Source organism: Streptomyces sp. CNS606, from assembly GCF_000426325.1.
Map to the genome: position 1 here is coordinate 1 of NZ_AUFD01000019.1, position 14855 is coordinate 14855.

Below are 14855 nucleotides of genomic sequence, written 5' to 3' on the forward strand. Positions count from 1 at the left end.
GCGTCGGCGCCGTGGCCGCTGGGCCGTGCGGGGCGTGGCCGGTCGGTGGGCAGGGTGAGTTCTTCGGGGAGGCCGGCGAGGGTGTGGCGCCAGTGGTCGAGCTGGGTGGCGAGGAGGCTGCCGGGGTCGTGGGGGTCGCCGAGGAGTTCGTGCTGCCACAGGGTGTAGTCGGCGTACTGGACGGGGAGTTCGTCCCAGTCCGGTGACCGGCCTTCGCTGCGGGCGGTGTAGGCGGTGCCCAGGTCGCGCAGGAGCGGGCCGACGGACCAGCCGTCACCGGCGATGTGGTGCAGCACCAGCAGCAGCACATGCTCGTCCGGCGCCGAACGGAACAGCCGGGCACGGAACGGAACCTCCGACGACAGATCGAAGGGGAGAACCGTCGCCTCCTGGATCAGCGCATCCGCTTCCTGCTCGCCGCATTCCCGCTGCTGCCACAGGTCGCAGTCGGCCGAAACGGGCACGATGTGCTGCCGCGGTACGCCGTTCGTGACGGGATAGACGGTGCGCAGCGCCTCGTGACGGCGCACCACGTCCCGTACCGCTTCGCGCAGGGCGCTCACGTCCGGTTCACCGCGCAGGCGGAGCAGGAACGGGACGTGGTAGGAGGCGTTCGGCCCCTGCGCCTCCTCGAGGAACCACAGCCGCTGCTGGGCCGACGACAGTGGCAGTGTGTCGGGGCGCGTGTGCCGGGAGAGCGGCGGCTTCGCCCGCTCGGCCGTCTCCAGACGTGCCGCCAGGGCCGAGACCGTGGGGAAGCGGAACACGTCGGCGACTCCGGTCTCCACCCCCAGCGTCGCCCGGACGCGGCTGCTCAGCCGCGCCGCCAGCAGGCTGTGGCCGCCCAGGTGGAAGAAGTCGTCCCGCACGCTCACCGCGTTCAGACCGAGCACCTCGCAGAACAGCGCGCACAGGGCACGTTCCCGCGGAGTCGCCGGCTCGGGGCCCTCGGATGCACTCGCGCGCGGCGGCTCCGGCAGGGCACGGCGGTCGACCTTGCCCGAGGCCGTCAGCGGCAGCGCGTCGAGCGGCACGTAACTCGCGGGCAGCAGGTGCGGCGGCAGGTGCTCTTCGGCGTACCGGCGCAGTGCTGCGGTGTCGACCGGGGCGGAGCCCCGGCGGCCGACGACATGGGCGACGAGCTGAACGGAGCCGGTCGCCTCCGACGTGTACGGCGTGACCACGGCCTGCCGCACGTCCGGATGACCGGTGAGGGCGCCTGCCACCTCCGCGGGATCGATGCGGAAACCGCGGACCTTCAGCTGGTCGTCGGCGCGGCCGTGATGCTCGATCGCGCCGCCGGCCCGGCGGCGAGCCAGGTCCCCCGTCCGGTACATCACGCTGCCCGGAGGGCCGTACGGGTCCGCCACGAAGCGCTCGGCGGTCGGGCCGGGCAGGCCGGCGTACCCGTGGGCGAGGCCGAGGCCGGACACGTACACCTCACCGACGACGCCGGGCGGCACCTCCCGGAGCCGTGCATCGAGGACGTGGACAGGCTTGCCTGCCAGGGCCCTCCCCACCGGGATCGAGCCGGACGCCGGGTCCTGCGGTGAGATGGCGTGTGTGGTGGCGAAGACGGCGGCCTCGACCGGGCCGTAGCCGTTCACGAACCGGGTCCCCGGATACTCCCGCAGCGCACGGGCGAAGTGCGGCGGCGAGAGACGTTCCCCGCCGGACATCAGGACCCGTACGCCCTCGAAGGCTCCGGGATGGTTGTCCAGCAGATGACTGAACAGGCCACTGGACAGGTAGGCGCTCGTGACCCGGTGCCGCCGGATCAGTGCGGCGACCTTGGCGGGATCGACCCGGTTCCCCGGGTGGAGGACGCACGTCCCACCGTGGAACAGCGGCCCGAACAGCTCCAGCGCGAAGGCGTCCCACGAGATCGGCGAGCACTGGAGCCACGTCTCCCCGGCGCCGAAGTCCGCGTAGCTCTGGCCGAGGACCGTGCCGACGAGCGCGCGGTGGGGGGTGAGGACGCCCTTGGGAGTGCCGGTGGAGCCCGACGTGAACATCACGCAGGCGATGTCCTCGGACGAGACCGTGAGCACGGGCGGTGTGGCCGACAGGTCGCCGATCGCCGCCGCGTCCCGGTCGAGCAGCACGAGCCGCGTCGCGTCGTTCCGCCAGCCCGCGTCGTGGGCGGTGGTGCTCAGTACATGGCTGACGCCCGCCTGGTCGGTGACGGCACGAAGTCGCGCCGCGGGGAAGTGCGGGTCGAGCAGCGTGTAGCCCGCCCCGGCCTTCAGGACGGCGAGCAGGGCCACGACCAGCCGGGCGTCGCGCTGGAGAAGGATCGCCACGGTGTCGCCGCGGGTCACCCCACTGGAGCGGAGGTGGTGGGCGAGGCGGTTGGCGGCCTGGTCCAGTTCGCGGTAGGTCAGACGCTCCTGCTCGCAGACGAGTGCGGTGACGTCGGGGTGGCGGTCGGCGGCGGACGCGAAGGTCTCGTGCACGGTCTCCGTCACGGGCCCCCGACGCACCGCCTGCCGCTCGCTTCGCAGCGCCTCCCGTTCGGCGCCTGTCAGCATGTCGACATCGCCGATCGTCGCACCGGGGTCCGCGGTCATCGCCTCGATCAGCCGCGCCCAGCGCTCGGCGAAGTCCTCGGCGGCCCGGCGGTCGAAGAGGTCGGTGGCGGTCGTGAGCGTGCCGGTCAGCCCGGCCGGTTCGCCGTCGTCGTCGTGCTGTTCCGTGACGTCGACGGTGATGTCGAACTTCGCCGAGTCGAGCGCCAGGACCTGCGGCGCCTCCGCCTCCACTCCCGCCATCCGGAGCGTGCCGGTGACGTTGTTCTGGAGGACGAGCATGGTCTGGAAGAGCGGGTTGCGTCCGGCGGCGCGGGCCGGGTTGAGGTCTTCGACGAGGGTTTCGAAGGGGAGGTCCTGGTGGGCGTAGGCGGCCAGGTCGGTGTCGCGTACGCGGTCGAGAAGGGTGCGGAAGGTGGGGTTGCCGCTGGTGTCGGTGCGCAGGACGAGGGTGTTGACGAAGAAGCCGATGAGGTGTTCCAGCGCCTGATCGCTGCGTCCGGCGACGGGGGTGCCGAGGGGGATGTCGGTGCCGGCGCCGAGGCGGGTGAGGGTGGCGGCGAGTGCGGCGTGGAGGACCATGAAGACGGTGGTGCCGGTCTCCCGCGCGAGCTCCACCACACGGGCGTGCAGCTCGGCCGGGAGGCGCAGCGGCAGTGCCGCACCGGCGCGGGCGCTGTCGTCCGACCGCCGTCCCGGCACCGGCAGGGTGAGTTCTTCCGGGAGGCCGGCGAGGGTGTGGCGCCAGTGGTCGAGCTGGCTGGCGAGGAGACTGCCGGGGTCGTCGGGGTCGCCGAGGAGTTCGCGCTGCCAGAGCGTGTAGTCGGCGTACTGGACGGGGAGTTCGTCCCAGTCGGGTGCGTGGCCGCGGGTGCGGGCGGTGTAGGCCGCACTCAGGTCGCGCAGGAGCGGGCCGACGGACCAGCCGTCACCGGCGATGTGGTGCATCACCAGCAGCAGCACGTGCGCACCGTCGCCGGTGGAGAACAGCCGGGCGCGGAAGGGGATCTCCTCCGCCAGGTCGAACGGGCGGGCCGCCTCCGCACGGACCGCCCCGTCCAGGTCCTCGGGAGCGACCCGGGAGACACCCCAGCGCAGCGTGACGTCACGGGGCTCGAGGAGGTGCTGGCGGGGTTCGCCGCCGGGGGCGGGGAAGACGGTCCGCAGCGCTTCGTGACGGGTGAGCACGTCCAGCAGGGCGTCCCGCAGGCACCCCTGGTCCGGTGCACCGTGCAGCCGCACGGTGAACGGCACGTTGTAGAGCGATGACGGGCCCGCCGCCTGGTCCAGGAGCCAGATGCGCTGCTGCGCGTGAGCCGGGGGGACGTGCTGCGGACGCGGTCCCGCGGTCAGCGCCGGGCGCGCGCTCGGGGCGCCGGCCACCACGGACGCGAGTTCTGCCACGGTGGGGGACCGGAAGACGTCCCCGACCCCGATCTCGGCGTCGAGTACGGAGCGTACGCGGGCGACGAGCCGGGCGGCGAGCAGGCTGTGTCCGCCGAGCTGGAGGAAATCGGCGTCGGCGCCCACCTCCGCCAGGTCCAGGATTTCGGCGTACAGCGTGCAGAGCCGTCGTTCCAGCGGCGTTTCGGGGGCACGGCCTTCGGCAGCCGTCGACCGGAAGTCGGGTGTGGGGAGGGCGGCGCGGTCGAGTTTGCCGTTGGGCGTCAGCGGCAGCGCGTCGAGGAAGACGTACGTACTCGGCACCATGTATTCCGGCAGCCGGCCGGAAACGTAGCGCCGCAGTTCGCCCGGCGTGATCTCGGCTTCGTTCTCGGGGACGATGTAGGCGACGAGTTGGGTGGTGCCGGGGGTGGGTTGGTGGGGGAGGACTGCGGTGTGGCGGATGTGGGGGTGGTTGGTGAGGGTGGTTTGTATTTCGGTGGGTTCGATGCGGTAGCCGCGGATTTTGATTTGGTGGTCGGTGCGGCCGTGGTATTCGAGGGTGCCGTTGGGGAGTTGGCGGGCGAGGTCGCCGGTGCGGTACATGCGCTCGCCGGGGTGGCCGTGGGGGTTGGCGGTGAAGCGTTCGGCGGTGAGGGCGGGTTGGTGGGTGTAGCCGTGGGCGAGTCCGGTGCCGGTCATGTAGATCTCGCCGATGGTGCCGGGTGGGACGGGGTTGAGGTGGGGGTCGAGGAGGAGGGTGTTTTTGGTGGGGAGGGGGGTGCCGATGGGGATGGTGGGGCGTTGGGTGTCTTCGTGGGTGATGGTGTGGGTGGTGGTGAAGATGGTGGATTCGACGGGTGAGTAGCCGTTGGTGAGGGTGAGGTGGGGGTGGTTGTTGAGGGCTTTGGTGATGTGGGGGACGGAGAGGGGTTCGCCGCCGGTGAGGGTGTGGTGGGTGTGGTCGAGGAGGTGGGGGTGGGTGTCGAGGAGGTGGTTGAAGAGGCTGGCGGAGAGGTGGAGGTGGGTGGGTTGGTGGGTGGTGATGAGGTGGGTGATGGTGTCGGGGTCGGGGCGGGTTCCGGGTTGGAGGATGCAGGTGGCGCCGTGGAGGAGGGGGGTGAAGAGTTCGAGGGCGTAGGCGTCCCAGGGGATGGGGGAGCACTGGAGCCAGGTGTCGCCGGGTGCGGTGGTGGTGAAGTGCTGGTGGGTGAGGGTGGTGGTGAGCGCTTGGTGGGGGGTGGCGACGCCTTTGGGGGTGCCGGTGGAGCCGGAGGTGAACATCACGCAGGCGGTGTCCTCCGGTGTGACCGTCACCTTCGGTGGTGTGGCCGGCCGGGCGGCGATGGCCGCCTCGTCGCGGTCCAGGAGGACCGGTCGGACCGTGTCGCTCGACCGGGCGGTGTCCTGGCCGGAGGTGTCGCCCAGCCAGTGGGTGTCGTGGCTGGTGGTGGTGATGAGGTGGGTGGCGTGGGAGTGGCCGGTGATGGTGGTCAGGCGTGTGGTGGGGAAGTCGGGGTCGAGGAGGGTGTAGGCGGCGCCGGCTTTGAGGACGGCGAGGGTGGTGGTGGCCAGGGGGAGGTCGCGGTCGAGGAGGACGGCGACGGTGTCCCCGCGGGACACCCCGCAGGCGCGCAGGTGGTGGGCCAGGCGGTTGGCGGCCTCGTCCACCTCGCGGTAGGACAAGCTCTGTTCGCCACAGATCAGCGCGGTGAGGTCCGGATACCGATCAGCGGTGGCCTCGAAAGCCTCGTGCACACACGACCAGGTGGCGGACGGGGGCATCTGCGAAAGGTTCTCGACCGATGACGAGGACACGGTCACCATCTCCATGACGTGAGCGAGCAGAAAAGGGCCGGCAGACGGTGCCGGTTCGGGGAAAGGGCGGGACGTCAGCCCGACTTGGCCATGTCGGCGATCAGGGAGGCCGGGCGCATGTCGCGCCAGTTCTCGTCGATGTAGGAAAGGCACGCCTTTCGTTCATCGGGGCCGTGCTGCGTCTCCCAGCCGGCCGGAACCTCCAGATCGGCGGGCCACAGCGAATGCTGGTTCTCGTGATTGGTCAGCACGAGGTACTGCGCATCGTCGTTCTCGAAGGGATTCGTCATGGCGGATGTTCCTTTTCTTCGGTGAATCCGGACACGTCGAGAATAGAAAGACGAAAGGATGCCGAACGGCAGCAGAGGGGGCAGCTCACCGGCAGTTCCGCGACTGCATTCCTGCCGACTCGGATGGTCTCCGCGGCTTTTTCAGCAGCCGTCGACGGCTGCGACCCGCCACTCGGCGCAACAGGACTCGACGGCGAGGGCCACCGGCAGCAGAGAGAGGGTGTCCGCGGGACCGAACACGGACATGCCGATCGGCAGGCCGCCCGAGAACCCCACGGGCACGGAGGCGTTCGGGTAGCCGGCCAGGGCGGCGGGCGTGCAGCTGGACTTCACGCGGGGGTCCCCGGCCCGGTGGTCGACGGGCCAGGCGGGTCCGTTGGTCGCCGCGACGAGGGCGTCGACGCCGTGCTGTCGCAGCGCGTCGTCGAGCAGGGTCCGGGCCAGGCCCCGCGCACGACGCCGACGGCCGGGTGCCAGCGCGCGCTGCTCCGGCGTGACCTCCGCGGCCTGCTCGAAGAGATCCTGGCCGAACAGCGCCAGTTCGGCGGCGTCGGCACGGTTGCCGGCGATCAGATCCTCCAGCGTCCGCGGCGCGCCGGGGCGGGTGCGCAGATAGCCCTCCAGGCTGGGGCGGAACTCGGCGTACAGCGCCCGGAGCCCTTCCACGAGCATCTCCACCGGCAGGTCCAGCGTCACCGGCACCACCGACACGCCCGCCGCCCGCAGCCGTTCCTCGGCGCGGTCGAGGACGGCCTCCGCGGCCGGTTCCATGCGGCGCACGCGCCAGCGCCCCAGACGCAGACCGGCCGGGGACACGGGAGCCGGCACGGTGGAGACCGGCAGCCCGCCCAGCACGGCGAGCGCGGTCGCCACGTCGCCGAGCCGTGCGGCCATCGGGCCCGCGGCGTCCTGCACGGTGGAGACCGGCACGATCCCCTCCAGGGGCAGTGCCCCCGGTTCCGGCTTCAGCGCCGCGACGCCGCACGCGCCCGCCGGACACACCAGGGAGCCGTCGGTCTCGGTGCCGAACGCCAGCGGGACCATCCCGGCCGCGACGGCGGCGGCGGAACCCGCCGACGAGCCCCACGGACTGCGGCCCGGGGCGTGCGGATTCTCCGTCTGTCCTCCCATCGCGGACCAGCCCTCACTGCCGCTCGTCGAACGGAAGTTGGCCCACTCGGACAGGTTCGTCTTGCCCAGGACGATCGCGCCGGCCGCGCGGAGCCGCGTCACCAGCGGCGCGTCCGCCACGGGCGGTGCGTCGCGCAGCAGCCGGGAACCGGCGCTGGTGGCGAGTCCGGCGGTGTCGATGGTGTCCTTCAGCAGGACCGGGATGCCGTCCAGCGGCCCCCGCGACCGGCCCGCCGCGTGACGCGCGTCGGACTCCCGGGCCTGCTCGTCGGCGCTCGGGTCGAGTGCCAGCACCGCGTGCACGCGGTGATCGACCGCGGCGATCCGGGACCGGCAGCGTGCGACGAGTTCCGTGCTCCGCAGGGCCCGGGTCCGCAGCAGGACGGACAGTTCCGCGACCGAACGCGTCTCGGGAGGCGCCGCCGGTCCCGGGCGGGAGGTTCCGTGTCCCGCCCGCGTGCCTGCGGTGTCGGAGTCAGTCAAGGCGGGCCTCCCGCAGCGGTCGCACCAGAAGAAGGGTCAGTGCCGCGCAGGCGGCCAGCGCCGCGTGCGCCGTCAACGCCGTCCGCATGCCGAAGCCTTCGGCCAGCACACCGATCAGCAGGTTGCCGAGCGGGGCGGCGCCGAAGACCAGGAGGGCCTGCACGGACATCACCCGCCCCCGGGCCGACTCGGGAGACCAGCGCTGCACGAGGGACACCAGCACGATGCCTCCGACGCCGGACACCAGCCCGATCAGGAAGTAGGGCACGAGGGCCCAGTGCAGGGACGACACCGTGGCCAGCGTGGCCAGGCTGCACGCCTGTACCACGCTCCCCAGCAGCACCACCCGTCCCGCCCGGCGGCGGGCCGGCCACACCAGCGTCAGCAGGAACCCGGCGGTCGCCCCGACGGTGAACAGGGTGAGGAGCAGACCGGCCCCGCCGGCCCCCGAACCGTAGGTGTCGGCCAGCAGCACGACGCCGACGTTCACCGGACCGGCGGCGCTGAGCTCCACCAGCCCGATGACCAGCAGCACGGACCGCAGCCGCGGGCGGCGGAACACCGTCCGCAGCCCGTCGCCGATCTGCTGGCGAAAGGTACGGGAGGCGGTGGACGGGGACGCGTCCTTCGCGGCATCCGCCGTCGCGTCCCCGTCGGCCCGCGCCCGGTCGTCCGTACTGCCGGGCAGGCCGCGCGCCTTGCGTACGGCGAAGGCGGCCAGGCCGAAGGTCGCGGCGTTGACCACGGCGACGAGGGGAACGCCGCCCAGCGCCAGCAGCCCACCGCCCAGCGGCCCGCCCAGGGCCTGGCCGCCGCGCAGCCCGCTGAGGTAGAGGGCGTTGCCCCGCACCAGGTGCTCCCGGGGCAGCAACCGCGCCCGGAACGCGCCGGAGGCCGGCACGAAGAACGCGCTGAACAGGGCGAGAGCCGCGGCCGCGACCACCAGGACCACCACGTCGGGGCCGGTCACGACGACGACCCCCGCGGCGAGCACCATCACCCCGGCCCGGGCCACGTCCGCGCGGAACATCACGCGGCGCGGTCCGGCGGAGTCGGCGATCGCCCCGCCGCCCAGCAGGGTGAGCAGCCGCGGCAGCGAAGCCAGAGCGAGGACCGCTCCCGCCGTTCCCGGACTGGTCGTCTCGGTCAGGGTCCAGGCGAGCGTGACGTACCAGGCCGCGTCGCCCAGGGACGACAGCCCCATGGCGGAGACGAAGCTCAGGTAACGGGCCGTGAAGAGTCCGCCGGTGCCCGCGCGGACGGGTGCGGCCGGGCGCCCGGTCGTCACGTGCTTCACGGCGCCCCTCCCGGCACGAGGGCCGTGGGCGCCTCCATCGGTATGCCGTCTCCGCCGGGCGACCACAGATCCTCCGGGCCCAGATCGCCGACCCGGTACTTGCCCACGGCGCTGACGAGCAGCCGCAGTTCCAGCGCCAGCGCCTCGACCAGGCGCACCAGGCCGTTCTCGGGGTCCTCCGCGACCGCGACCAACGCGGCCCGGCCCAGCCCCACCGCACGGGCACCCAGCGCGAGCGCCTTGACCGCGCGGGTTCCCTCCCACATCCGTCCGGACGCGAGCAGGTCGTGCTCCGGGCGTCCCACACGGCGCAGGCACTCGCCGAGCGGGAGACCGACGTGGTCCAGGAACGCGGTGGGCGCCCATCCGCTGCCGCCCTCGGCGCCGTCGACGGTGACCGCGTCCGCGCCGCTCTCCCAGGCCACGCGGGCCGCTGCTCCGACGTCCCGGCCGGGCGGCAGCTTCACCCACACCTTCACCCGGGGGAAGTTGTTGCGCATCAGCCGGATCTGCTGCCGCAGGATCTCGTCGGTGAACGTTCCCGGACTGCTGCAGCGCAGCAGGCGCTCGCCGTCCGCGTCCAGCGAGCCGTCCACGGTGTACTGCCCGGACACCCGCGCCGCCTGGGCGCGCGGCAGCACCGTCATCCCCCCGAGGCCGGGCTTGGCTCCCTGACCGACCTTCAGCTCGAAGGCGAGCCGGCCGGTGTCCAGCAACGGCGCGGCGCCCGGGTCGCTGTGCACCAGGTTCCAGACCTCGGCGTCCGCGTCCTCGGTGCTCTGCTGCACCACGACGCCCCCGACGCCGTCGGGTACGCCGCCGAGATAGGCGTGGAGCCGGGCCAGCAGCATCCGCTCGGCCTTCTCCCCCTCCTCGCCCCCGGTGCCGTCGGAGCGGCCGTAGCCCTCCACCGGGACGATGTTCTCCCCGACGACCATCGGGATGCCCAGCCGGCCCGCCTGGCGGCTCGCCGCCAGGCCCAGGTCGCCGCCGGCGATCCGGGTGGAGCCGAACGCGGACAGGTACACCGGGGCGGCGGACGCGAACCCGCCGAAGGCCGTGGTCAGTTCCACGTCGTGGTGGACCGGCTCGCGGGCCAGGTCCACCAGCTTCTCCAGCCGTTGCGGCATGAAGATGGGAGGCACCAGCCGGAAGGCGTCGAGGGGGTCGGCGAAGACGGCGGGACGCGCCGGGTCCGCGCCGAACAGCGTCGAACCGTACGCGTCGAGGGGCGGGAACACGGCGGCCGTGCCGCGGCGGGCGCGGTCGCGGACGGCGTCGGCGGGGAAGCCTTCCGCGACGGGACCGGCCGGTGCGGGCGTGGGGCCGTTCACGGCGTCACCTCTCCCGGCACCTTGGGGAACGCGCTCGCCTGCCACACCGAGTCCAGGCCGGCGACGTAGCGGGTGAAGCGCTCCAGCCCGATGCCGAAACCGGCGCTCGCGGGGATGCCCTGACGCGCCATCCGCAGGTACCACTCGTACTTGGCCGGGTTCTCCCCGGTCTCACGCATCCGGGTCACGATGCGCCCGTAGTCGTGCTCGCGCTCGCTGCCGCTGCACAGCTCCCCGTAGCCCTCGGGCGCGAGGATGTCGAAGTTGCGCAGCGCGCCCGGCTCGGTGCGGCTCTCGCGGTCGTAGAAGCCGCGCGAGCCCTTGGGGTAGTCGGTGACGAAGAACGGCTGCTCGCTCTGCCGCGACAGCAGCGCCTCTCCCTCCCAGTCGATCTCCGCGTCGGCGGACTGCGCGTGGCCCAGCGCGTGCAGCGCGGACACGGCCTCGGCGTGCTTCATCGAGCCGAACACCCCGTCGAGCAGGGGTGCGAGAGCGGAGACGTCGCGGCCCAGCTCCTTCAGGTCGTCGGAGTGCGCGTCCAGCACGCCCCGCACCACCGCCCGTACGAGGTCCTCGCCGACGCCCATGGCCGCCTCCCGGTCGGCGCCGGCGATCTCGACGTCGATCTGGTGGAACTCGGCAAGGTGACGGCTGGTGTTGCTGGTCTCCAGCGGTTCGAGCCGCACGCAGGGGGCGATGCAGAAGATCTTGTCGAACGCGAGCAGCGACGCCTGCTTGTAGAGGATGGCGCTGCTCATCAGCTTGTAGCGGTGGCCGTAGTAGTCCACGTCGACCTGCTTGGAGCCGCGCACGCCGGGGTCCGTGACCGGCCCGATGACGGGCGGCAGGAGCTCGGTGAACCCGGCTTCGCGCAGGTGCGCGCGCGCCGTGGCCAGCATGGTTCCCTGGATTCTGATCACGGCCCGGGTCACCGGGTCGGTGAGGTGCACCGGGGGTTCCTGGGGCAGCCGGGGCCGCCCGGAATCGGCCGCGGCGGTCCCGGACTGCTGCGGGAGCGGGCCGGACTGGTGCCTCGTGGCGTCAGGAGTGCGAAGCAAGACGTTCACCGTCCTTCATGGGGTGGGGTGGGATGCCGGACCCGGCGATCACGGCGGGTGGGGTGGGGCTCCGGTCGAGGACCGGCCGGTCGTAGCGCTGTTCGACGTGGGCCAGTGCGCGCAGCAGGTCCCCGGAGGTCATCCGCGGCGCGTCGGTGATCTCCACCAGGCCGCCCAGGGGCATGCTGCCGATGGCCGCCCAGCGCAGTCGCCCCTCGGCGTCGATGCTGCCGCGGGAGCGCTGGGCGTTGTCCGGGTGGAGGCAGTAGGGCACGTCCAGGTAGCCGCGCTGGAACGCCCGGGGGAGCGCGACCGTGAGGTCGGGGGAGAGGTCGAGGACCGCGCCGACGAGCGCCGAGGCCTCCGCGTGGATCCCGGTGTCGGGAGCCGGCGCGGCGGGCCGGGCGACGGCAGCCTCCTCCCTCGCGGCCCGGTCGGCGGCCTCCAGGGCCCGCACGTTCTCCTCGACCGTCGGGATGCGGTGGGCCTCCGCCGTCGTCTTCACGATGAGCCGTGCCGCTCCGGTGCGGACGGCCAGCCGGGCGGCGTCCTCCAGCAGCCCGCGGGCCCCCTCCGGGGTGCGGGGGAAGACCCCCATGTAGGCGTAGAGGACGAGGTGCCGTTCGACGTCGGGGATGAGCGTGCGGGCGAGCCGGTCCAGTGCCCGCAGCGCCTCCTCGTCCTGCTGGGGGTGGGTCTGCTGGGCGTAGCTCAGGGAGACGCTGCGCACCCCGTGCTGGGCGAAGAACAGTCCTTCGAGCACGCTGAGGGCCACGAGCAGACTGGGGGGACAGAGCTGGCCCATCATGCAGCCGCCGAACGTCTCCAGATGGGGCTCGACGCCCCCGTCGCGGGCGTGCAGCAGCAGGTCGCAGGCGTGGGCCCAGTTCGTGACGGCCTCGCGGAGCGGGGTGCGGCTGTAGGGCAGGCAGTAGGAGACCGGTCCGCCTTCCGTGGCGTGCAGGCCCGCGGCCACCAGGGCCCGCATGATGTCCTGCGGGCAGGCCGAACCGTGCCGCACCTGCACGGGGAACCGCGGCCCCTCGACGCCGTCCAGTACCGCGCGCGTCGTCGTCCGCGGGTGCGTCACGAGGGGGTAGCCGTTGAGGCCGACGCCGTCGGCGAGGGCCTGGCGTGCCGCCTGCAGTGCGCCGACGCGGGTGTAGCTGTCCACCGTGAGGGTGCCGACGGTGCAGGCGCGGGCGTCCCGCGTGGCCAGCAGACCGGAGCGCATCACGGTGGGCGTGCTCATGCCCATTCGCGGCTGGACCACGAGTCGGCCGGCCCGTCGCGCGGCCTCCACGAAGCCGCCGAACGAACCGTCCGACGGTGCGGCGGGCGGCCGGGTAGCGTCCGGGCCGGTGGGGCGGAGCGCCGCGCCGCGCGCGTCCCCGCTCACGGGGCGACGCTCGCGGGTATCGCCCGCCGTCCGGCCTCGACGGCCTGCAGGAAGGAGCGGAACGAGGCGAGGCCGGAGCCGTCCTCGAAGACCGCGTCGAATCCCGCTTCGAGCAGCGGGCCGGTCTCCTGCCCGTCCGGCCCGGAGATCCCCAGCTTCCCGCCGATGACCATCGGCAGGCGACCGCAGTCCGGGTCCTCGCGCAGCAGCCGGGCGACCCGGCGGCCGTCGGTGCCGCCGTGCCCGTTCACACTGCTGAGCACCAGCAGGTCGGGCCGCAGCTCCCGGCACTCGGCGAGCAGGGTCCGGTCCGGAACACAGGGCCCCAGGTTCGTCACCCGGTGCCCGAGCTCCTCCAGCAGCAGCTGGAGGAACACCAGGTTCCACGTGTGCGCGTCGGACGCGACGCCGGACACCACCACGTGCAGACCCGCTGCGCGGGTTCCGGACACCTCTCTGGTGGCGACTTCCATCTGTGGGCCTCATTCCCTGCGGTCGGGGTCTGCTCGAACGCGGCGTTCCGGGCGGCGGGGTGTCCGCGGCCGTTCGATCGGGTCCGGGCCTGAACCGCCTTGCGCGGTCGGCGGATTCACCGTAGGAGCGGGACGGGGGCGCCATCGGAAGTCGCACCGGCAGGTCACCGGCAGATCGAGAGCGCCCGGAAGCCGGGGCGTCCGCACGCGGGGCAGCCGGCCCTCCGGGAGGGCCGGCACGTGCGTGCCGCCTCACGCCGCTGCCCGGCCCCCGGCTGCGAGCAGCAACGGGCGCAGGCGGTTCAGCACCCGGAACCTGTCGGTCCCCTCCTCGTCGGCCGTCCGCAACAGGCCCCGCAGGAGCAGCGCGTGCAGCAAGCCGGCGGTGTGCCGGGTGGTCGTGCCCGACAGCAGGACGGCCTCGTCCACCGTCCACCCGCCGGGCAGGGCCGCCAGGCGTGCGAGCAGTTCCCGCTCCCCGGTGCCGACGTCGGCGAGCGCGAGGGCCAGCGGGTCCGGCAGGCCGTCCGCATCCGTCGGGGGGAAGGCGAAGCGCTCCGGGTCCCCGGCCTCGGTCATGGCGCGCAGAAGTTCCTCCGGGGACTGCAGCAGGCACCAGGAGGCGGCGTCCACCAGCCGGCCGGGTACCCCGTCCAGCCAGCGGCACAGGGCGGCGACGGCGGCGGACGTCCCCCCGCCGAGCGTCTGGTGCGGTCGCAGACGCCGCAGGTGCGTCCGGAAGAGACGCACCGAGGGGCAGCCGGCCGCGTCCTCGCCCGTGTTGTCCGTCCCGGCCGGAACGGGGAGCGGACCGACCGGCATCAGATGGGCGCCGTCCCCCTGCCCCGGCACCTGCGCAGTGGTGACGACCCGGAGGCGCGGAAAGCGGTCCAGCAGGCGCCCGGCCGCCTCGGCTGCCGCGGTGCCGCGCGCCCCGTCGACGACGAGCAGCGTGTCCTCCCCGCCCCGTCCCGCGAGCACGCACTCGGCCGACTCCGCCAGGCTCCCGCCGTCGGGGACGTCGCTCGCGTCGCGCCACAGCACCGACCACCCCTCCCGGTCGCGCAGGGTGGTGGCCACCTCCAGGGTCAGGCGGGTCTTGCCCACGCCGGGTATGCCGACGACGCACACCCGTCTGTGCCGTTCGAACGTCAGCAGGTCGTTCAGGGCGCGGAGTTCGCGTTCCCTGCCGATCAGCGGAGTCGGGGAGACCGGCGGCAGCCAGTCGACCTCGCCCCCGCGCCCGGGCTGCGGCAGCGGATCGGCGGCCGCCTCGAACGCGGCGCGGCTCCCGCCGCTGAGCCGCAGCACGTCGCCCAGCAGCTGGACGGTCGCCCGCCGGGGACGCCGGGCCCGGCCGCTCTCCAGGTCGCGTACGGCGCGGACACTCAATGTGGCCAGGTCGGCTACCTGTTGCTGCGTCATGCCCGCGCGCCGCCGATGGGTGCGCAGCACCTCACCGAACGTCGCCGGTTGCCGGGTGGTGGCGGTGGCAGCCTTCATGATCCCCTCTCCTGTTGCTGTGTCCGGCCGAGTGCCGGGCCCGGCGCGGATCTTCCGCAGCGCCGAGAAGACGCTGCCTGCCGGGCGGTAGTCATCTTCGGAAGGGGACCGTGCGCCCCGCATGGGGAGCGCGCCCCCACATTCCGCGGCGCCTGCGC

The 14855-nt window shown here is 73.3% G+C and carries 9 protein-coding genes; all 9 read right to left on the minus strand.

Features of this window, described 5'->3' with window-relative positions; all coding sequences use genetic code 11:
• Positions 1 to 5696: non-ribosomal peptide synthetase (locus tag K304_RS0114655; protein ID WP_027764360.1), on the minus strand; the 5696-nt coding region annotated here is incomplete at its 3' end.
• Between the two features lie 107 nt (positions 5697 to 5803).
• Positions 5804 to 6019 (minus strand): MbtH family protein, encoded by a 216-nt coding sequence (locus K304_RS0114660; RefSeq protein WP_027764361.1) that lies wholly within the window; start codon positions 6017 to 6019, stop codon positions 5804 to 5806.
• A 141-nt stretch (positions 6020 to 6160) separates the two neighbouring features.
• Positions 6161 to 7633 (minus strand): amidase family protein, encoded by a 1473-nt coding sequence (locus K304_RS29090; RefSeq protein WP_078529120.1) that lies wholly within the window; start codon positions 7631 to 7633, stop codon positions 6161 to 6163.
• Complete coding sequence (locus tag K304_RS29095; protein WP_486591668.1) at positions 7626 to 8930, minus strand: MFS transporter; 1305 nt, start codon at positions 8928 to 8930, stop codon at positions 7626 to 7628. Before K304_RS29095 ends, K304_RS29090 begins: the two co-directional genes overlap by 8 nt.
• The gene (locus tag K304_RS0114675; protein WP_027764362.1) at positions 8927 to 10264 is read right to left on the minus strand and encodes a glutamate synthase-related protein; all 1338 of its coding nucleotides are present in this window, start codon (positions 10262 to 10264) and stop codon (positions 8927 to 8929) included. Before K304_RS0114675 ends, K304_RS29095 begins: the two co-directional genes overlap by 4 nt.
• Positions 10261 to 11322: an asparagine synthetase A gene (locus K304_RS0114680; protein ID WP_486591669.1), complete on the minus strand. Its 1062-nt coding sequence runs from the start codon at positions 11320 to 11322 to the stop codon at positions 10261 to 10263. The genes K304_RS0114675 and K304_RS0114680 overlap by 4 nt, the downstream gene beginning before the upstream one ends.
• Positions 11306 to 12721: a methylaspartate mutase gene (locus K304_RS29100; protein ID WP_078529122.1), complete on the minus strand. Its 1416-nt coding sequence runs from the start codon at positions 12719 to 12721 to the stop codon at positions 11306 to 11308. Before K304_RS29100 ends, K304_RS0114680 begins: the two co-directional genes overlap by 17 nt.
• A complete protein-coding gene (locus tag K304_RS0114690; RefSeq protein WP_027764364.1) occupies positions 12718 to 13194 on the minus strand; it encodes a cobalamin-dependent protein in 477 nt (158 codons plus the stop codon). Before K304_RS0114690 ends, K304_RS29100 begins: the two co-directional genes overlap by 4 nt.
• Before the next feature lie 252 nt (positions 13195 to 13446).
• Positions 13447 to 14697 (minus strand): helix-turn-helix domain-containing protein, encoded by a 1251-nt coding sequence (locus K304_RS0114695; protein WP_051308467.1) that lies wholly within the window; start codon positions 14695 to 14697, stop codon positions 13447 to 13449.
• Positions 14698 to 14855: the final 158 nt, after the last annotated feature.